Origin of the sequence: Nesterenkonia maliinae (assembly GCF_051262655.1) — a bacterium.
Lineage (GTDB): Bacteria > Actinomycetota > Actinomycetes > Actinomycetales > Micrococcaceae > Nesterenkonia.
The window spans coordinates 268391-286211 of sequence record NZ_JBIMEY010000003.1; the positions used below are offsets into that span (position 1 = coordinate 268391).

Genomic DNA, 17821 nt, shown 5'->3' on the forward strand with positions numbered 1-17821 from the left:
CCCGTGAAGACCCGGCCCTGGCGTCGCCGCGTCTGCACGGCGCCCTCAGAAGAGCCGCTCCCCGGCCCGCGCGGCGCCCAGACCGAGGGTCTCGAGCTTCGCGTGGGCGATCTGGGGATGCAGCCGGCCGCCGAGCCCGCAGTCGGTGGAGGCGATGACGTTCTCGGCACCGACCCGGTCGGCGAACCGCTGGATCCGCTGCGCGACCAGCTCGGGGTGCTCCACGACGTTGGTCGCATGGGAGACCACCCCGGGCACGATCACCTTCCCGGCTGGCAGCGCCACCTCGTCCCAGACGATGTATTCGTGCTCGTGGCGCACGTTGCCTGCTTCGAAGAGGTAGTACTTCGCATTGACCTGGAGCATCAGATCGACGATGTGCCGGAACTCGATGTCCGTGGTGTGCGGGCCGTGCCAGGAACCCCAGCACAGGTGGAACCGCACCTGCTCCTCGGGGATCCCCTCCAGCGCCCAGTTAAGCGCGTCGATCCGGATCTGGGTGAACCGTCGGTAGTCCTCGAGGCTGGGCTCCGGGGAGATCTGGTCCCAGTTCTCGGCGACGGAGGGATCATCGATCTGCACGATCAGGCCAGCATCGGTGATGGCCTTGTACTCGTGTCGCATCACCGCCGCCCAGGCCCAGATGTGCTCCTCCTCGGTGGCGTAGTGCCGGTTGGGGATCCGCGCTCCGGAGCCCGGAGAGAGCGAGGTCAGGAAGCCGGTCTCCAGCCCTGCCGCATCGAGCCCGGCGCGCAGGTTCGCGATGTCGGAGTCGATCGCGCCCTGTCCGCGCCAGGTGAGCTCTGCGGTGGTCGAGGGGAAGGCGGTGGCGTTCGTCCCGGTGCCGATCCCGGAGCTGGGATCGGAGTAGGCCTCGCGGAAGCGCACCCAGTCGCGCCTGTTGAGCATGTTGGTCAGTCGGATGTTCCCGGGGCTGGACTCCACGTGGGGCCAGTTGAAGAGGTCCTCGCCGGTCAGCTCGAGTCCTCCGACCCGCTGGAAGACGTAGGACCACCAGGCGCCGTAGTCCACCGCGGAGGTCATGGCATGGCCGTACTCGCCGTCCCCGGGCACGGTGACGCCGGCCTGCTTCTGCCGTGCGACCAGGTCGGTCACCGCGTCGGTGAGCAGCTGCTCGAACTCCTCGGTGCGACGCAGGGTGAACCCGTCGGCCTCGAGCTCTCGCGCGCCGTTGGCGGCGATGAGCTCGGCGGTGCGCGGCAGGGATCCGGCGTGTGTGACTGGAACGAACGTCCTGGACATCTTCACTCTCCTTATTTTGTTCATATCTTCAAGCCAAAGTGTAGTGCCCGCGGAGGCTGCCGCGTCCAGTACGACAGGTGCCGCGTCGTCGTCGGCCTCCGCTCACCTCCACGCGAGGGTGCATCGCGATTAGACTCGGCGGCACATATCCATGCCGATCAGGAGGTACACATGGCTAAGGACTCGACGTTCGACGTCGTCTCGAAGGTGGACAAGCAGGAGGTCGCCAATGCGCTGAACCAGGCGCAGAAGGAGATCGCCCAGCGCTATGACTTCAAGGGCACCGGCGCGGAGATCGACTACTCCGGGGAGAAGCTTCTGATCAAGGCCAACTCCGAGGAGCGCGCGAAGGCCGTGGAGGACGTCTTCGGCTCCAAGCTGGTCAAGCGCGGCATCTCGCTGAAGTCCTTCGACTCCGGAGAGCCCTACGCCTCGGGCAAGGAGTTCCGGATCGAGGGCACCATCAAAGAAGGCATCGACCAGCCCACGGCGAAGAAGATCACGAAGCTGATCCGCGACGAGGGCCCGAAGACCGTGAAGGCCACCATCCAGGGCGACGAGCTGCGCGTGACCTCGAAGTCTCGCGACGACCTCCAGGAGGTCATCGCGATGCTGAAGAACTTCGACGACGCCGACCTGCAGTTCGTCAACATGCGCTGACCCGCACCCCACACACCAAAAACCCCGCTGGTTGCGGTTTCCGGTGGACACGTATCCACCGGAAACCGCAGCCAGCGGGGTTTCTTCGTGTCAGCGTGGGACTATCGGCGCCACGCGACGTCGGCGTCAACGGCACCTCCACGGCGACTCTGACGGCACAGGAACAGCACGAGGATCGGTCCGAGGATCGGAGCCATCAGCGCCAGGAGAAGCAGCACGCCCTTGGCGGTGATATCCAGGGTGGCCGTGCGCATGACCAGCACCACCGCCCAGATCGTGAGGATCAGCGCGAGCAGCGGCAGGATCAGGAAGACCAGAAAGAACCCCAGCCCCATCACCTCCATCGCGTCGGGCACCATCGGGTTCGCTTCACCGGCACTGCGCAGCACGGTAGTCGTCATAGGACTCCTTCGGGTCGATGTCAGGGCGCTGACCTGCACGCACAACGTCCAGCGTCACGTTAGCGCGACTCGGCCCACGAAAAAACCCCGCTGGTTGCAGTTTCCGGTCGATACGTATCGACCGGAAACTGCAACCAGCGGGGTTTTTGGGGAGAGCGGGGATCAGAAGATGATGCTCAGACCGATCAGCGCGAGCGGGATGACCACGAAGACACCCAGCACCCAGGCGAAGGCCCACACCTTCTTCTCGGCGGCCAGATCGGCCAGCCAGGTGGCGCCGCGCGGCGGGAGGTCCCGCAGCCACGGGGTGCAGAAGATGATCAGGGTGGCCAGCACGTTGAACAGCAGATGGGCCAGCGCCGCGGTCAGCGCGACCTGACCTGCCGGGCCGTCGAAGGCGAAGGCCGCGATCAGCGCGGTGATCGTGGTGCCGATGTTCGCACCCAGGGTGAAGGGATAGAGCTGCTTGAGCGTGAAGGCGCCCGAGCCGGCCAGCGGCACGATCAGGGCGGTGGAGGTCGAGGAGGACTGAACCATCACGGTGACCGCTGCCCCCGAGCCGATGCCAGCGATCGGTCCGCGACCGATGGCCGCATGCAGAACCTGCTTGGCCCTGCCCACCAGCAGCACCTTCAGCAGCTTGCCGATGAAGTTGATCACCAGCAGGATCAGCACGATGGCGACGGCGATCATCGCCACTCCGTGCCAGCTGCCTGGGATGAAGCTCAACGAGTCTTCGATCAGGTTCGCCAGCGGCTTGGTGCCGGCCTTGATCGTGGAGCCGACGGCTTCGAGCACGTAGGCGACGGGGCCGCCGTCGGTGCCCATGGCCAGTCCGGCGAAGAAGGTGGAGAGCCGCTCGAGCAGGCTGAACATCATCTCCAGCGGCAGGAAGATCACCACGGCGATGAGGTTGAAGAAGTCATGCACGGTCGCGGCGGCGAACCCGCGGCGGAAGGACTCCTGCTCGCGCACCATGCCGAGGCTGACCAGGGTGTTGGTCAGGGTGGTGCCGATGTTGGCACCCAGGATGATCGGGATCGCGACGCCCAGCGGAAGTCCGCCGGCGACCAGGCCCACCGTCACCGAGGTGGTGGTGGAGGAGGACTGGGTCAGGGCGGTCGCGGAGATGCCGATCATCAATCCGATGATCGGGTTGGTCGCGAAGGCGAACAGGCTCTCGGCCTGATCCCCGGTGGCGATGCCGAAACCGGTGCCGATCACGTTGACCGCGGTGATCAGCACGTAGACGGCCAACGCCACAGACAGCCAGTTGGCGACGTCGAGCAGACGCCCGGAGAGGCCGAACCGTTCGAACGGGCTGAAGGGTCGCTGGGCGGGTGCTTCGTCTACAGTGCCGGCGACCCGCTGCGGGGCCTCCATCGACGGTGCGGACATGCAATCTCCTCTTGGAACACGAGCGTGGATGAGCCCTGTTGAGTGTTGGCGCTGGCACTTCCCTGAACCGGTCCTCGCAGCTGATGCGAGGTGAATCACAGGGGGTGATATCACTGCCGGATGAAGGGCCGTAGAACACTGTGCACCGTTTGCCCGACGAGACTCACACGGGAAGGTGAACTGCAGGTGAACGATCCGTCGAAACCCGGCGAGAGTAGGATGTCCTTGGTCACAAGCGGACCATCTCTTCCCCTGATCCCCTCCTAGGAGAGTCAATGCACCAGCACCACGGACGGCTGCGCACAGCAGGTCTGCTCGCGTTCCTCTTCGCGATGCTCCTGCTCGTCGGCGCCGTGATCGCCTATGCCACCCAGACTCCCGGACTGATCTTCGTCTTCGGTCTGATCGGCCTGGTCTCCGTGGCCTACTCCTATTGGAACTCGGACAAGATCGCGCTGAAGGCGATGAAGGCCTACCCGGTGACCCGGGAGCAGGCGCCCCAGCTCTACCAGATGGTCGAAGACCTGGCCCAGCGGGCCCAGCAGCCGGCACCGCGGATCTTCATCGCCCCGTCGCCCACGCCCAACGCCTTCGCCACCGGCCGCAACCCGGAGAACGGCGTGGTCTGCTTCACCGAGGGCATCCTGAACCTGCTCAATGAGCGCGAGCTGCGCGGTGTCACCGGACACGAGCTGATGCACGTCTACAACCGCGACATCCTGATCTCCTCGGTGGCCGCGGCGGTGGCCGGCTTCCTCACCACGATCAGCCAGTTCTTCCTGCTCTTCGGCGGCGGCCGCGGCAACAACCAGGGCGGCAACCCGTTGGCCCTGGTCGGTGCGATCGTCGCGGTGTTCCTGATGCCGATCGCGGCCAGCCTGATCCAGATGGCGGTCAGCCGCACCCGCGAGTACGACGCCGATGCCGACGGCGCCGCGCTCACCGGGGACCCGCTGGCGCTGGCCTCGGCCCTGGACAAGCTCGAGCGCGGGATCTCGCGCTACCCGCTCAAGGAAGATCCCAAGCACGACGCGCACGCCCACATGATGATCGCCAACCCCTTCGGCGCCCGGGCCAAGAAGCTCTTCAGCACCCACCCGCCGATGCCTGAGCGCATCGCCCGGCTCGAAGCCATGGCAGGCCACAACCCGAGCTGACCGGGTCCCGACTGACGCACCCCGCACAGAGCAATGCCCCCGCGCCGGACGGCTCGGGGGCATTGCTCTGTGCGGAAGCCTCCGCAGCGGGGTTCAGCCCTCGCGGGAGATGCGGATCATGTCCTCGCGCTCGACGACCTTGACGCGTTCCCGGGCGCCGCCGTCGGGCAGCGGGCCGTAGGACTCCCCCAGGGAGATCTCGTGCGCGTCCAGCTTCTGCCAGCCGTCCCAGGTGGTGTATTCGACCCCGCGGGACTCGAGCAGCTCGATCACGGCGTCCGCGGTCGGCTCGGGCGCCACGGGCAGGTGGTGCAGGTCCTCGAGCAGGCAGCCGATGGTCTCCAGCGCGTCGCCCTTGGTGTGGCCGATCAGCCCCACGGGGCCGCGCTTGATCCATCCGGTCGCGTAGGTGCCGGGAACGTGGGAGCCGGCCTCGTCCTTGAGCCGTCCGGCCTCGTTGACCAGCACGCCGCGCTTTTCGTCGAAGGGCAGCCCGGGGATCCCGGAGCCGAGGTAGCCCACCGCCCGGTAGACCGCCTGGACGTCGAAGACCTGGAACTCCCCGGTGCCGCGCACGTTGCCGGTGCCGTCGAGCTCCATGCGCTCGAAGCGGACTCCTGCGACGGCCCCGGTGCCGTTGCCGGCCTCATCGGTGCCCTCGAGGATCTCCACCGGCTGCAGCAGGAAGTGCAGGTGGAGCCTGCGGGAGGCCTCGGCCTCGCGCTCCTCCTGCTCCACCAGCCAGTTGCCCAGCGTGTTGACCATCGTCTTGACCTGGTTGTTGGTCTTGATCGCCTCGTCGGAGCCGGCGTCGAAGTCGAAGTCCTCCTCGTAGAGGACGATGTCGACGTCGCGGCTGTGGGAGAGCTCGCGCAGCTCCAGCGGGGTGAACTTCACCTGGGCCGGGCCGCGCCGTCCGAAGACGTGCACATCGGTGACCGGGGAGGTCTTGAGACCGGAGTAGACGTTCTCCGGGATCTCGGTGGTGAGCATGTCCTCGGCGTGCTTGGAGAGCACCCGGGCGACGTCCAGGGCGACGTTGCCGTTGCCGATGACGGCCACGCGCTCGGCGGTGAGCGGCCAGTCCCGGGGGTAGTCGGGGTGGCCGTCGTACCAGGAGACGAAGTCGGCGGCGCCGAAGCTGCCCTCGAGCTCGATCCCGGGGATGTTCAGCTCGGCGTCCTTGATCGCACCGGTGGCGAAGATCACGGCGTCATAGTGCCGACGCAGGTCCTCGAGGCTGAGGTCCTTGCCGATCTCGACATTGCCGATGAGCCGGATGTCGCCGCGGTCGAGCACCTTGTGCAGCGCCTTGACGATCCCCTTGATCCGCGGGTGGTCAGGAGCGACGCCGTAGCGGATCAGTCCGAACGGGGCGGGATACCGGTCGTAGAGATCGATGCTGAACTCAAAGTCGCTCTTCTTCTGCGCCTTGGCCAGGATGTCGGAGGCGTAGACGCCTGCGGGGCCGGCGCCGACGACGGCGACGCGGATGGCCCGGTCTGTTGGCCGCTGCGAGGAATTCTGGGACACGGATAGGTTCCTATCGATCGATTAACTCAGCACAGTATGCCGTATTGGGGTGAACGTCGGCGGCGAATGACTCTGTTCCCGGTCTTCTAGACTGAAGCCATGGCTGATATGTTCCTCGACAAGTTCCGCGCCCTGGTGCCGGCCTATCTCGACGCGAAGTGGACCCCTGCCGAGGGTCTCACCGTCGAGGAGCTGCGCCAGATGATCGCCGATTCCGAGCTGCCCGATGACCTGAAGGCGCGGCCGCGGCTGCCCCAGGTGCTCGAGGAGTTCTACCTGGCGCTGGGCCGCTGCGAGGAGATCATGGAGGCCTATCACTTCTTCTTCGATCCCGATGAGCTCGTCGTCGAGGACGGACACCTGCTCTTTCTCGAAGACGAGGAGGAGCGCTGGGCCTGGGGCGTCGATGTGGACACCCTCGATGTCCCGGATCCGCTGATCGTGCGGCGCAGCAGCAACTCCGGCATGTGGAACGATGAGGGGGCCACGGTCAGCGAGTTCATCTTTGACCTCCTGGAGTTCTCCTTCGAGGAGGAGGAGGACGCACCGTGAGCGCCCCGGATCTGGCCCAGCTCTGGAGCTCCCACGCCCCGCCGGGGTACACCTGTCCGTTCTGCGGGCTGGCTCGCGGCGACGTCGAGGACCCGAAGAACCGCTGTGAACTCAGCGACCTGGTCTACCAGGACACCGACCTGATGGTCTTCATGGCCTGTGACGGGTTCGGTCCGCATGAGGGTCATGCGATGATCTCCCCGGTGCAGCACCGCGAGGCGCTCTATGACCTCGACGACGAGCTGCTGGGGAAGATCGCGATCATGTCCCGCGAGGTCTCCAAGGCGATGAAGCTGGCCTGGGACCCGGAGGGCACCTCGGTGCGGCAGCACAACGAGCCGGCCGGGAACCAGCACGTGTGGCACTACCACCTGCATGTGTTTCCCCGCTATGCCGATGACATGCTCTACCGGCAGGTCCGGCACCCGGTCGACGTCGAGGTCCGTGCCGAGAAGGCGCTCCAGCTGCGCGCGGCGCTGGAACAGGTGCTCGCCGGCGGCAGCTGACTCAGCCCTCGCGCTCGACCACGGCATCGGCGAAGGAGACCAGCGCGGACTTCACCGTGCTCTCCGGCAGCTCCTGGATGGAGTCCTTCGCCTTCTCGGCCCAGCTGTGCGCCACCTGCCAGGACTGCTCGGTCACCGGATGGGCGACGACGGCGGCCACGGTCTGTGCCAGCGCCGCGTCCGAGCTGAGGTCGGCGTCGATCAGGGTGAGCAGCTCGGTCGCGTCCCGCTGGGTCTGCCGCGAGGAGCCGTCCTGCGCCTGCTGACGCAGCAGCAGCACCGGAAGCGTGGCCACGCCTTCGCGCAGATCGGTCCCCGGGGTCTTACCGGAGGACGCGGGGTCCGCGGTGAGGTCGATGACGTCGTCGGCGAGCTGGAAGGCCACGCCGACCGCCTCGCCGTAGTTCTGCAGCATCGTGATGGTCTGTGCGGAGCAGCCCCCGAAGAGCGCTCCGAGACGGGAGGCGGCCGCGACGAGCGAACCGGTCTTGTCCCCGATCACGCGCAGGTAGTGGGCGTAGGCGTCCTCACCCTCCTGCGGGCCGACGGTCTCGTGGAGCTGCCCCATGACGAGACGCTCGAAGGTCTGCGCCTGGATCTCCGAGGCCTCGAGCCCGAGCTCGGACATCAGCCGGGAGGCCCGGGCCAGGATCAGGTCCCCGGTGAGGATCGCCACGGAGTTGCCCCACACCTGGTGGGCGGCGGGAGCGCCGCGGCGCACCGGCGCGGAGTCCATCACGTCGTCGTGATAGAGCGTGGCCAGATGCGTCATCTCCATGACCGCGGCGGCCCGCCGGACGCGCTCGTCGACACCGTTGCCGAGCATCGAGGTCAGCACGGTCAGCAGCGGGCGGACCCGCTTGCCGCCGGCCTGGGCGAGGTAGCGCGCGGAGGCGTTGACCAGCTCATCGGCGCTGGCCAGGGAGCCGAGGAGATCCTCCTCGACCTGGGACAGGGCCTCGGCGACCTCGGAGGCGAGCGCCTCATCGTCGGCCAGCACGTCGAACCCTGCCGGAAGCTTGGTGGTCAGGGGATCAGCTGCGGATTCAGTCATCGGTGTCTAGCCTATCCAGGGTCAGGACGCGGGGAGGGCGCGGGGCTTGGTGGCGTGATGAATCGCGACGATTCCGCCGCTGAGGTTGCGGTACTTCACTGCGTCGTACCCGGCGGCGGAGATCTCTGCGGCCAGGTGGTCCTGATCGGGCCAGGCCCGGATGGACTCGGCGAGATACACGTAGGCCTCCGGGTTCGAGGACACGGCGCGGGCGGTCGGCGGCAGCGCCCGCATCAGGTATTCGTTGTAGACGGTGTTGAAGACCTTGTTCGTGGGGTCGGAGAACTCCATCACGGCGAGGCGTCCGCCGGGCTTGGTGACGCGCAGCATCTCGCGCAGACCGGCCAGCGGGTCCACGATGTTACGCAGTCCGAAGGAGATCGTGACGGCGTCGAAGGTGTCATCGGCGAAGGGCAGGTTCATCGCGTCTCCGGCGATGAACGTCATGTCCGGGCGGCGCCGCTTGCCCACCTGGAGCATGCCCAGGGAGAAGTCACAGGCCACGGCGTCGGCACCGGCGTCGTGGAAGGGCTCGGTGGAGCTTCCGGTACCGGCGGCGAGGTCGAGGACACGCTCACCTGGGGCGACAGCGAGCGCGGCGACGAGCTTCTTGCGCCAGCGCTTGGTCTGGCCCATCGAGAGCACGTCGTTGGTGATGTCGTAGCGGTCGGCGACCTCATCGAACATCGAGGCGACGTCCTCGGGCTTCTTCGCGAGGCTTGCGCGGCTTCCAGCGGTGGGGCGATTCACCTTGGCATTCTCCCACATGCGCGGATCGCTCCCGCCGCCATGTCCTAGACTTGTCCAGCCATGACAGCGCTCCCGGGTTCCCTCGACGTCACCACACTGGTGGTGGATCTTCCCGAAGGAACCACGCTGGCGGACATGCTCCCGGCGCTGGACCCCAGCGGGGTCTGGCTGCTGCGCGGTGAGGGACTGATCGGTCTGGGCACCGCGGCCCATGTCCGCACCCGCGGCGCCGAACGCTTCGCGGAGCTGGCGGAGTGGCACGAGCAGCACCTGGCCCCGCTGGCACAGGAGTCACAGCTGCCCGAGGAGCTGACCGGGATCCCCGGCGCCGGTCCGGTGGCGCTGACCTCGATCACGTATTCCTCGACCTCGGCCGCGGACTCGCACCTGATCCTTCCGGAGCTGATCCTCGGCTCTTTCGAGGGCACCGCGTGGATCACCGCCGTGGTGCGCGCGTCCGCGTTGGATGAGACCTTCGAGGCCGAGGACGACGACGCCGCGATGCGGCGTCGGGTGCACGGGGTGCTGGCCAAGCATTCCCTGCAGCTCAAGGACCGCCGGCTGAGCCTTCTCGCTCCGGGCACCGAGGCGACGGCCAGCCGATCCGGCGGCACCGCGGCGACCTCGCTGATCCAGGGCACCCATTCGGAGCAGCACTATCTGCGCGCGGTCCGCGCCGGAGTCCAGGCGATCGGGCACCGCCGGCTGGAGAAGCTGGTGCTGGCCCGCGACGTCGTCGTCGCCGCCGATGCCCCGCTGGCCACCGGCCCGGTGCTTGCCGCGCTGGCGGCCGACTACACCGAGTGCTGGACCTATCTCGCCGGCGACGTGCTCGGAGCGACCCCCGAGATGCTGGTCAAGATCCGCGGCCAGGAGCTCTCCGCCCGGGTGCTGGCCGGCACCGTGGATGGCAGCACCGGACTGCAGCGGGCCCGCGCCATGCTGCTGGAGGACCCCAAGCAGCGCGATGAGCACCGGCTGGCCGCCCAGTCGCTGCTGGACCAGCTGGCGCCGGTCGCGCAGCACCTGCGCGCGCAGGATCCCCCGGCGGTGCTCCAGCTGCCCAACGTCTTTCATCTCTCCACCGATGTCACCGGTCGGCTGACCGCGCGGACCCCTGCGCTGCTGGTGGCCGAGCGCGCCCACCCGACCGCCGCGATCTGCGGCACCCCGACCGCGACCGCCGCCGAGCTGATCTCCACCCTGGAAGGCCTCGATCGCGGAGCGTTCTCCGGTCCGGTGGGCTGGATCGACGCCTCCGGCAACGCGGACTTCGGGATCGCGCTGCGCGGCGGGATCCTCGAGGAGCAGGGCACCCAGATCAGGCTCTTCGCGGGCTGCGGGATCGTGGCAGGCTCGGACCCCGAGGAGGAGCTCGCCGAGACCTGGGCAAAGATGCGCCCGATGCTCGGCGCCCTCGGCGTCCGCCAGCCCTGACCCGTCGATCTTCGGGGAGAGCCGTCATCTCTCTTCGAGGATGGCCTTGAGGTTCGCGAGGTTGCTGTTGGTATCGCGCTGGTACATGAGCGCCACCAGCGGGTCGGCGAATCTGCCGAAGAAGCCACCCGTCGCCTCGGCGGTCCCGTCGTAGTGGACCTCCGTCGAGTCGCCCACCTGCTGGAGCGAATAGGCCACTTCGAACGAGAAGGGCGCCCTGACGGTGCGGAAGGCGTACTTCTCGGGGCGCTTCACCTCGGTGATCTCCACCTCCCACTGCAGCTTCTTCCCTGCCACCTTGACGGTCCCTCGGGAGTGATCACCCACCGCGGGTTGTTCAGCCCAGTCCGCCTCAAACTCCTGAAGTCCCGACTGCCAGATCTCCTGCGTCTGAGGGTTCACCAGGTACGCGAAGACCTCCTCCGGCGGTCGGTCGATGGTCACTGTTGAATGGAACTCAGACATAACGGCCTCCTCGACACGACTGCTTCCACCTGACCACAGTCCCCGCGGCGGCGTCCGCGTCTGTGATCTGGATCCAGCGTGACCCGCCGAGCGGCCTCGTGCAAGGGTCCACCAACCGTGACCCACGCCCGGTTCGACCCCGGCGCCGACCCCGACTGCGAAGCCGGGAACAGGGGTCTGCGGATCAGAGGTTGGCGGCGGCGGCGCGGAGCCTGGCGTGGAAGTCGCGCAGCACGGTGCGGTCGGTGCGCACCTCGATGATCCGGATGCCCACGCGGTCCTCGAGGCCCGCCAGCCCCTCTCCCAGGGAGTCGAGATCCTCCGCGTAGTGGTACTCGTGGCCGTAGGCATCGGCGAGCGCCTCGATGTCCACGGTCTGCGGTGTGCCGAAGAACCGTTCCACCGCGTCCGCCTGGCCCTCCCGGCGCCCGACCGCCCCGTGCTCAAGCTGGTCGAAGATCGCGCCGCCGGAGTCGTTGACCACCACGATGTCCAGGTCAGGCTCGCGTTCGGTGGCCGGAAGCAGCAGCGCGTTGACGTCGTGCAGGAAGGTCAGGTCCCCCACCAGCGCGGTGACCCGGGTGTTGCGCGCCAGCGCGATGCCGGAGGCGGCCGAGAGGTTGCCGTCGATGCCGGCCAGGCCGCGCATCGCGTAGACCCTGCGGGCGTCGTCGCGGGTGCCCAGCACGGTGCGGTTGAGCACCGCGGCCAGGTCCACATCGCGGATCACGGAGGAGGACCCCAGCAGCAGCGGGGTCTTCACGGTCTCCGCCACGAACTGCGCCACCCGCACCGAGGAGAGCTCCCCCTGGGCGAGGGCCTCCTGTTCGGTCAGCGCCGCGTCGATGAGCCGCTGCGCCGCGAGTCCACGCTCGGTCCAGGAGTCGTGCCACCCAGGAGGGGCCATCTTGGCGAACTGCGCCAGCGTGAGCACGTCGGGCAGCTGACGACGGGCGAGCCGGTGATCGAACCAGGCTTCTCCGCCGGGTGCGTACTGGACCGCTTCGACGTCGTCCCGGTTGATCAGCTGCTGCACCGGTCGGGTCAGCGTGGGCCGACCGGCGACGACGACGCGTTCGATGCTCCCCGCCAGGACGCTGGCCGGGGAACCCTCCGGCGCCTGCAGGATCAGCCGGTAGCCCTGGATGGTGCCCAGATCGCTCCAGCGCGCATCGCTGCTGGGCTCGGAGAGCAGCGGGTGCCCGAGCCGGCGGGCCAGCTCGCGAGCCTCGGCCGGGGCGTCGGCGCCCATGACGAAGACGGTCCGGGCCACGCCCAGGCCGGCCTCGAACCTGGCGGCGGCCTCTGCGGGGGACTCCGCCGGTGACTCGGCTGCCCCAGCGGACGTCTGAGCCGCGAGGCCCTGCTGGGACTCGTCCCCCAGGATCTCGCTGCCGATGATCTCGGCGCGCAGCTGCTCGGCGGAGTCGGTGCCCCGGCTGCGCGGGATGAAGGGCGTCCGAGCCCAGCGCTGGGCCCCGCCCTGATGACCCTCACCCGGGGCGGCCGGGACCAGCGGATCCCGGAATCCGATGTTCAGGTGCACCGGTCCGGGGGCGGACCCGGTGGCGACCCGCAGCAGCAGTCCCACCTGGGTCTCGGCGGCGAGGATGTCGTCTCGGGATTCCGGCTCCAGCCGGGCCTCCCCCTGTTCCAGATGGATCTCATCGCGCACCCGACCGGCGAACATGCCCTGCTGCCAGGTGGTCTGGTTGGCGCCGGTGCCGTGCAGCTCCTCGGGCCGGTCTGCGGTGATCGCCACCAGCGGGATTCCGGAGAGATCGGCCTCCATCATCGCCGGCAGCAGGTTTCCCGCCGCGGTGCCGGAGGTGGTCACGATCCCGGCGGGAGACTTCGTGGCCATCGCGATCCCGAGTGCGGTGAAGGCCGCGGAGCGCTCGTCGATGCGCACGTGCACGGTGATCGCGCCGAGCTCCTCGGCCTCGCGCAGCGCATACGCCATGGGGGCCGAGCGGGAGCCAGGGGCCAGCACGATATGGCGCATGCTCATGGTCAGCCCGCGGATCACCCGGCGGGCCAGCCGCAGGGACTCCACGTCATAGGCGTCGTCGAACTCGCGGAACGGGCGCCGGGGTGTGGTCATGGGGTCAATCCTAGAAGCTCTCCGGCGAGCACCCGGTGGGCGGCGCGCAGCCGCTGGACCCACCATTGCTCCCGGTCAGCACTGACTCGGTGGTGCTGCAGCAGAGCCGGGGACGGCGCCACCGCACCGGGGACCGCCAGCACCCCCGCGGACGGGAGCAGCGGCGCGTCCAGCACGTCGTGTTCGAACAGTGCGGCCGTGCCGAGTCCGCAGGCGTAGGGCAGGCTGGGCAGCCGCGCGGCCAGCGCGAGGCCCGCGGCAAGGCCCACGGAGGTGTCCAGGGCTGAGGAGACCACGGCGTCGAGACCGGCCTGCTCCACGATCTGCAGCGCTCGTTCCACCCCGCCCAGCGGGGGCACCTTCACCACGATCAGGTCCGCGGCACCGAGCCTGGCCACCCGCAGCGGGTCCTCGGCCTTGCGCACCGCCTCGTCGGCGGCGATCCGCAGCGGCGCGCCGTCGGCGGAGCTGACTCCTGCGGCGGCGAGCGCCTCACGCAGCTCCGCCAGCGGCTCCACCCCGGCCACCGGCTGTTCGGCGTATTCGAAGTTCCCACCGGAGACCTCGGCCAGACGCGCCAGCGCCGGGACCGCCTCGGCGATGCTCCATCCGCCGTTCGCGTCGGCACGCAGCCCCGCCCGCGGCGCGAGCCGGCGCACCTCGCGGAACCGGGCGACGTCGTCGTCGAGGGTCTGGCCTGGCTCGGCGACCTTGATCTTCACGGCCGGGATGGAATCCACCGCACCGAAGCGGGACAGCACCGACTCGACCTGGTCCGGGGACACCGCCGGCATGGTGGCGTTGATCGGGATCCGGGTGCGTCTGGGCTCCCCCCAGCCCTGCCAGCCGGCTTCGAGGCCGGCGCGCAGCCACTGGGCGGACTCGGTGGCCGCATACTCCGGGAACGGGGCGAACTCTCCCCAGCCGACCGGCCCGCGGAACAGCATCGCCTCGCGCCGGGTCTGGCCGCGGAAGCGGGTGCGCAGCGGCAGCGACACCACATGCGCCTCGGCGAGGATCTCGTCGAGCTCGGGGAGCTGCCAGCGGGCGGGGAGCCCGGCGGGGTGCGGGGTGTGGTGATCCATGACGTTCAGTGTAGGCAGAGGCGAACCTGCGATACTGATTCACATGTCAGCTGCCCGCGCGCTTCGTCCCCCGGCCCGACGCACAGGCCTGTGGGTCATCGGAATCCTTCTCTGCTGCGCGGTCTTCATCGCCGTCTACGAGTACTTCGTCCGCTCCACCTCGGGGCAGTGGGTGGAGTACGCGATGCTCGACGCCGCGGCGGAACGGGTCCGCCCGCTCTCGGCGCGCGGCTTCGACCTGTGGTGGCTGAGCCCGGTGATCGTCGCGCTGCCGGCAGTGGTCTTCCTGGTGATCGTGCTGGCCAGGCAGCGCTTCCTGGCAGGACTGATCGCGGCCGTCTCGGTGGTGGGGGCGAACCTCTCCACCCAGGTGCTCAAGAACGTCTGGCTGGACCGCCCCGATCTGGACAACGGCGTCCCCTTCTGGACCGGAAACTCCCTGCCCTCGGGGCACACCACCATGGCCGCCTCGATGGCGGTCGCGGTGTTCCTGGTCAGCTCTCCGCGGCGGCGCCCGTTCGTGGCAGTCCTGGCGGCCTTCTACGCCGGGCTGGTGGGCGCCTACACCTTCACCGAGACCTGGCATCGCCCGGCCGACGTGATGGCGGCCTACCTGGTCGTGGCCGCCTGGGCACTGATCGGCGGCTGGCTGGTCATGCGCACCGGCCCCGAGTGGAACACCGCCGTCATCGACTACGAGCCCGAGAGTGCGCCGCTGGCTGGACTCGCCTGGTTCCTCGGCGTGGCCCTGACCGTGGTGGCGGTGCTGTGCTTCCTCTTCTCCGGGGGCTGGAGCGGGGTCGCCCTCGCCGGGGAGGAGCCCAGCCTCTGGCACTGGTTCGCGGGGCTGCTGTTCTCCATCGGTCCCGGCTTCCTGATGGCCGCCGCCGGGATCAACCTCTTCAGCGCAGAGACCGGCCGACGCCAGCGCGGCGCCCCGGTCCCCTCCCCGAAGGGCGAGGCCGTGCAGTACCCGATCCCGCCCGAGTTCAGCGAGCTCTACCGGGTCTGAGCCTTACCGGGTCTGAGCCTCACAGACTCTGGGCTCTGCTCAGCGTCCGCGCAGCCGCGTGATCAGCTCCCGGGACTCCCCCGGCCCGTACGGCACGATCGGGATCGCCTTGGTGGCGTCGTTGACCGCGTCTCGGATGGCCTGGGAGGAGACGTTGCAGCCCTGCTGCATCCGTCGGCGCATCGATCCGATGAAGTCGGCGTCGACCTCGTGGCCGTGGCCGGGGATGAACCGGCTGTAGGTGCCTGACAAGGACCCCAGCCGACCCAGCGAGCGGACCCATTCCTTGGGGTAGGAGTCGTGGAACTCCGGGTCATCGCCCTCGCGAACCAGGTCGCCGCAGAAGATGATCCCGGTGGAGCCCTCGGCGCGGACGCCGACCACCAGGTCGCCCTGGGTGTGGCCACGGCCGAGATGTTCGACGACGACGTCGATGCCGCCTCCCAGCGGCAGGGTCACCGGGTCTGCGGAGACCAGCTCGGTCGCGGTCTCCACCTCGGCGTCGGCGTGAGCGAGGATACGCCGGACCCCCTCGCGGAGCAGGAGCGCGTTGGCCCCGATGTGGTCGGGGTGGCCGTGGGTGTTGACCACCACCAGCTCGGCGGAGCTGAGCTCACGCACCGCTGCCAGCAGGGCCTCATGGTCGCCGTCGGCCGGACCCGGGTCGACGAGGACTGCGGTGTCCTCTCCCAGGATCAGCCCGACGTTCAACGGTGTGGGACCCCCCAGCTCGGCGAGGAAGACGTGGTCGTCCAAGCGGCGGAAGATCGCGGATTCGGGAGCGTGGTCCATCGTGATCACCTTCTGTGAAACCGTAGGTGCCCCCATTCTGCCTCACCATCCGTACAGAGCCTGGGAGGATGCTTGGGGTGCCGTGGGCGGTAGAGTCAGGCTCTTATGACTAACGAAGATCTCGTCTCATCGATCAGCCTGATCGAGGACACCGCATGGACGTGGCTCGGGATTCCCGTCATCATCGCGGTGGGTCTCTATCTCGGCTTCCGCACCCGGCTGGTCCAGCTGCGGCACATCCCCGACATGTTCCGGGCCATCACGGACAAGGCCACCAGCGACGAGAGCGGCCGGACCCGGTCGCTCTCTGCCTTCCAGACCTTCACCATCACCGCCTCCGCCCGCGTGGGCACCGGCAACATCGCCGGTGTGGCGGGCGCGATCGCCATGGGCGGCCCCGGTGCTGTGTTCTGGATGTGGCTGATGGCCATCTTCACCTCGGCGGCCTCCTTCGTGGAGTCGACCCTGGCCCAGCTCTACAAGGTTCGTCGCTTCGACACCTTCAAGGGTGGGCCCGCCTACTACATCGAGCGCGGGCTGGGTTCGCGCTCCGGCGGCATCGTCTTCGCGGTGATCTTCATCTTCTGCTTCGCACTCTCCTTCACCTCGCTGCAGTCCAACACCATCGTCGACGCCGCCACCGGCGCGGCCACCGAGCTGGGCATGGACGACACCACCGGCATGGTCTGGATCCTGGCCGTGGTGCTGGCCGGACTCACCGGGCTCGTGGTCCTCGCCGGACTGCGCCGGGTGGCCCAGGTCAGTCAGCGGGTCGTGCCGATCATGGCCATGGCCTACATCCTGCTGGGCCTGGTCGTGGTGGCCTTCAACATCGAAGCGATCCCCGCCGTGTTCGGGATGATCTTCGGCGAAGCGTTCAACTTCACCTCTGCCGCGGGAGGCGCCTTCGGCGCGATGATCATGGCCGGGGTCCAGCGCGGCATGTTCTCGAACGAGGCCGGGATGGGTTCGGTGCCCAACGTCGCGGCCACGGCCGATGTCTCACATCCGGTCAAGCAGGGACTGGTGCAGACCCTGGGCGTCTACCTGGACACGCTGATCATCTGCTCGGTCACTGCCTTCATCATCCTGGTGACCTTCCCCGACGCTGCGGTCCGCGCGGAGACCAACGTCGGCGGCGAGCTGACCCAGGCGGCGCTGGTCTCGAACTTCGGGGCCTTCGGAGCGATCGCACTGGCGGTGATCATACTGCTGCTCGCCTTCACCTCGATCCTGGGCAACTACTCCTACGGCGAGATGAACGTGCTCTTCATCTCAAACACCGAGACCAGCCGCAAGATCTACGCGGTGGCGCTGACCGTCGTCGTCTTCCTCGGCGCGATCATCCCGGTGGACCTCGCCTGGGCGATCGCCGGTGTGACAATGGTCATCATCGCGCTCTACAACCTGGTGGTGATCACCCTGCTGGGCGGCACCGCGGTGCGGCTGCTGAAGCACTACGAGGCGCAGAAGCGACAGGGCCTCGAGCCGCTGTTCCTCGCCTCTGACATGCCGGATCTGCGCAACATCGAGTGCTGGACCGAAGCGGACATGGCCGATCACCGGGTCGCACCGGGGACCGGCGCTGCACCCGGGTCGACATCAGGTTCAGAGACGCGGCGCACGCGCACCTCCCGCTGAGCGGTGCGGCA

The 17821-nt window shown here is 68.5% G+C and carries 17 protein-coding genes; 7 read left to right on the forward strand and 10 right to left on the reverse strand.

Annotation, left to right across the window (positions count from 1 at the left end):
• Positions 1-45: 45 nt before the first annotated feature.
• The gene (locus tag ACHAA4_RS08190; protein ID WP_435773679.1) at positions 46-1263 is read right to left on the reverse strand and encodes a cobalamin-independent methionine synthase II family protein; all 1218 of its coding nucleotides are present in this window, start codon (positions 1261-1263) and stop codon (positions 46-48) included.
• A 171-nt stretch (positions 1264-1434) separates the two neighbouring features.
• Here ACHAA4_RS08190 and ACHAA4_RS08195 point away from each other — a divergent pair, with 171 nt between their 5' ends.
• Positions 1435-1923 carry a YajQ family cyclic di-GMP-binding protein gene (locus ACHAA4_RS08195; protein ID WP_241465439.1) on the forward strand — a complete coding sequence of 163 codons (489 nt, stop codon included), beginning with the start codon at positions 1435-1437 and terminating at the stop codon, positions 1921-1923.
• Between the two features lie 101 nt (positions 1924-2024).
• On the opposite strand, the gene ACHAA4_RS08200 is transcribed toward ACHAA4_RS08195, so the two are convergent.
• Positions 2025-2324 carry a hypothetical protein gene (locus tag ACHAA4_RS08200; protein ID WP_435773680.1) on the reverse strand — a complete coding sequence of 100 codons (300 nt, stop codon included), beginning with the start codon at positions 2322-2324 and terminating at the stop codon, positions 2025-2027.
• 162 nt (positions 2325-2486) lie between these two features.
• Positions 2487-3722, reverse strand: coding sequence for a Na/Pi symporter (locus ACHAA4_RS08205; RefSeq protein WP_435773681.1), 1236 nt, complete (start codon positions 3720-3722; stop codon positions 2487-2489).
• Positions 3723-3997: 275 nt separating this feature from the next.
• On the opposite strand from ACHAA4_RS08205, the gene ACHAA4_RS08210 reads away from it, so the two are divergent.
• A complete protein-coding gene (locus tag ACHAA4_RS08210) occupies positions 3998-4879 on the forward strand; it encodes a M48 family metalloprotease (protein ID WP_435773682.1) in 882 nt (293 codons plus the stop codon).
• Positions 4880-4972: 93 nt separating this feature from the next.
• On the opposite strand, the gene ACHAA4_RS08215 is transcribed toward ACHAA4_RS08210, so the two are convergent.
• Positions 4973-6412 carry an FAD-dependent oxidoreductase gene (locus ACHAA4_RS08215; RefSeq protein WP_435773683.1) on the reverse strand — a complete coding sequence of 480 codons (1440 nt, stop codon included), beginning with the start codon at positions 6410-6412 and terminating at the stop codon, positions 4973-4975.
• A 99-nt stretch (positions 6413-6511) separates the two neighbouring features.
• Between ACHAA4_RS08215 and ACHAA4_RS08220 the strand changes: the two genes are divergently transcribed.
• Positions 6512-6964: a hypothetical protein gene (locus tag ACHAA4_RS08220; RefSeq protein WP_435773684.1), complete on the forward strand. Its 453-nt coding sequence runs from the start codon at positions 6512-6514 to the stop codon at positions 6962-6964.
• Positions 6961-7470: an HIT family protein gene (locus tag ACHAA4_RS08225; protein ID WP_435773685.1), complete on the forward strand. Its 510-nt coding sequence runs from the start codon at positions 6961-6963 to the stop codon at positions 7468-7470. The genes ACHAA4_RS08220 and ACHAA4_RS08225 overlap by 4 nt, the downstream gene beginning before the upstream one ends.
• Position 7471: 1 nt before the next feature.
• Here ACHAA4_RS08225 and ACHAA4_RS08230 read toward each other — a convergent pair whose 3' ends face one another.
• Together ACHAA4_RS08230 and ACHAA4_RS08235 are read right to left on the reverse strand one after the other, a co-directional pair.
• The gene (locus ACHAA4_RS08230) at positions 7472-8524 is read right to left on the reverse strand and encodes a polyprenyl synthetase family protein (protein WP_435773686.1); all 1053 of its coding nucleotides are present in this window, start codon (positions 8522-8524) and stop codon (positions 7472-7474) included.
• A 21-nt stretch (positions 8525-8545) separates the two neighbouring features.
• The gene (locus ACHAA4_RS08235) at positions 8546-9274 is read right to left on the reverse strand and encodes a demethylmenaquinone methyltransferase (RefSeq protein ID WP_435773687.1); all 729 of its coding nucleotides are present in this window, start codon (positions 9272-9274) and stop codon (positions 8546-8548) included.
• A 60-nt stretch (positions 9275-9334) separates the two neighbouring features.
• Here ACHAA4_RS08235 and ACHAA4_RS08240 point away from each other — a divergent pair, with 60 nt between their 5' ends.
• The gene (locus tag ACHAA4_RS08240) at positions 9335-10711 is read left to right on the forward strand and encodes an isochorismate synthase (RefSeq protein ID WP_435773688.1); all 1377 of its coding nucleotides are present in this window, start codon (positions 9335-9337) and stop codon (positions 10709-10711) included.
• 24 nt (positions 10712-10735) lie between these two features.
• On the opposite strand, the gene ACHAA4_RS08245 is transcribed toward ACHAA4_RS08240, so the two are convergent.
• The 3 genes from ACHAA4_RS08245 to ACHAA4_RS08255 form a co-directional block, all read right to left on the reverse strand.
• Entirely contained in the window at positions 10736-11176 is a 441-nt protein-coding gene (locus ACHAA4_RS08245) for an SRPBCC family protein (RefSeq protein ID WP_435773689.1), read from the reverse strand.
• A 184-nt stretch (positions 11177-11360) separates the two neighbouring features.
• Complete coding sequence (gene menD / locus ACHAA4_RS08250) at positions 11361-13280, reverse strand: 2-succinyl-5-enolpyruvyl-6-hydroxy-3-cyclohexene-1-carboxylic-acid synthase (protein ID WP_435773690.1); 1920 nt, start codon at positions 13278-13280, stop codon at positions 11361-11363.
• On the reverse strand, positions 13277-14365 hold the full coding sequence (locus ACHAA4_RS08255) for an o-succinylbenzoate synthase (protein WP_435773691.1): 1089 nt from the start codon (positions 14363-14365) through the stop codon (positions 13277-13279). Before ACHAA4_RS08255 ends, menD begins: the two co-directional genes overlap by 4 nt.
• Positions 14366-14408: 43 nt before the next feature.
• Here ACHAA4_RS08255 and ACHAA4_RS08260 point away from each other — a divergent pair, with 43 nt between their 5' ends.
• Entirely contained in the window at positions 14409-15377 is a 969-nt protein-coding gene (locus tag ACHAA4_RS08260) for a phosphatase PAP2 family protein (protein ID WP_435773692.1), read from the forward strand.
• Between the two features lie 39 nt (positions 15378-15416).
• Here the strand turns inward: ACHAA4_RS08260 and ACHAA4_RS08265 are convergent, their stop codons facing one another.
• Positions 15417-16169, reverse strand: coding sequence for an MBL fold metallo-hydrolase (locus tag ACHAA4_RS08265; protein ID WP_435773693.1), 753 nt, complete (start codon positions 16167-16169; stop codon positions 15417-15419).
• Positions 16170-16274: 105 nt separating this feature from the next.
• Between ACHAA4_RS08265 and ACHAA4_RS08270 the strand changes: the two genes are divergently transcribed.
• The gene (locus tag ACHAA4_RS08270; RefSeq protein WP_435773694.1) at positions 16275-17810 is read left to right on the forward strand and encodes an alanine/glycine:cation symporter family protein; all 1536 of its coding nucleotides are present in this window, start codon (positions 16275-16277) and stop codon (positions 17808-17810) included.
• The last annotated feature ends 11 nt before the right edge of the window (positions 17811-17821 follow it).

Coding starts and splice junctions, on each gene's coding strand:
- ACHAA4_RS08190 (WP_435773679.1), bottom strand. CDS start 1,263: ATGTCCAGGACGTTCGTTCCAGTCACACACGCCGGATCCCTGCCGCGC.
- ACHAA4_RS08195 (WP_241465439.1), top strand. CDS start 1,435: ATGGCTAAGGACTCGACGTTCGACGTCGTCTCGAAGGTGGACAAGCAG.
- ACHAA4_RS08200 (WP_435773680.1), bottom strand. CDS start 2,324: ATGACGACTACCGTGCTGCGCAGTGCCGGTGAAGCGAACCCGATGGTG.
- ACHAA4_RS08205 (WP_435773681.1), bottom strand. CDS start 3,722: ATGTCCGCACCGTCGATGGAGGCCCCGCAGCGGGTCGCCGGCACTGTA.
- ACHAA4_RS08210 (WP_435773682.1), top strand. CDS start 3,998: ATGCACCAGCACCACGGACGGCTGCGCACAGCAGGTCTGCTCGCGTTC.
- ACHAA4_RS08220 (WP_435773684.1), top strand. CDS start 6,512: ATGGCTGATATGTTCCTCGACAAGTTCCGCGCCCTGGTGCCGGCCTAT.
- ACHAA4_RS08230 (WP_435773686.1), bottom strand. CDS start 8,524: ATGACTGAATCCGCAGCTGATCCCCTGACCACCAAGCTTCCGGCAGGG.
- ACHAA4_RS08240 (WP_435773688.1), top strand. CDS start 9,335: ATGACAGCGCTCCCGGGTTCCCTCGACGTCACCACACTGGTGGTGGAT.
- ACHAA4_RS08245 (WP_435773689.1), bottom strand. CDS start 11,176: ATGTCTGAGTTCCATTCAACAGTGACCATCGACCGACCGCCGGAGGAG.
- menD (WP_435773690.1), bottom strand. CDS start 13,280: ATGACCACACCCCGGCGCCCGTTCCGCGAGTTCGACGACGCCTATGAC.
- ACHAA4_RS08255 (WP_435773691.1), bottom strand. CDS start 14,365: ATGGATCACCACACCCCGCACCCCGCCGGGCTCCCCGCCCGCTGGCAG.
- ACHAA4_RS08260 (WP_435773692.1), top strand. CDS start 14,409: ATGTCAGCTGCCCGCGCGCTTCGTCCCCCGGCCCGACGCACAGGCCTG.
- ACHAA4_RS08265 (WP_435773693.1), bottom strand. CDS start 16,169: ATGGACCACGCTCCCGAATCCGCGATCTTCCGCCGCTTGGACGACCAC.
- ACHAA4_RS08270 (WP_435773694.1), top strand. CDS start 16,275: ATGACTAACGAAGATCTCGTCTCATCGATCAGCCTGATCGAGGACACC.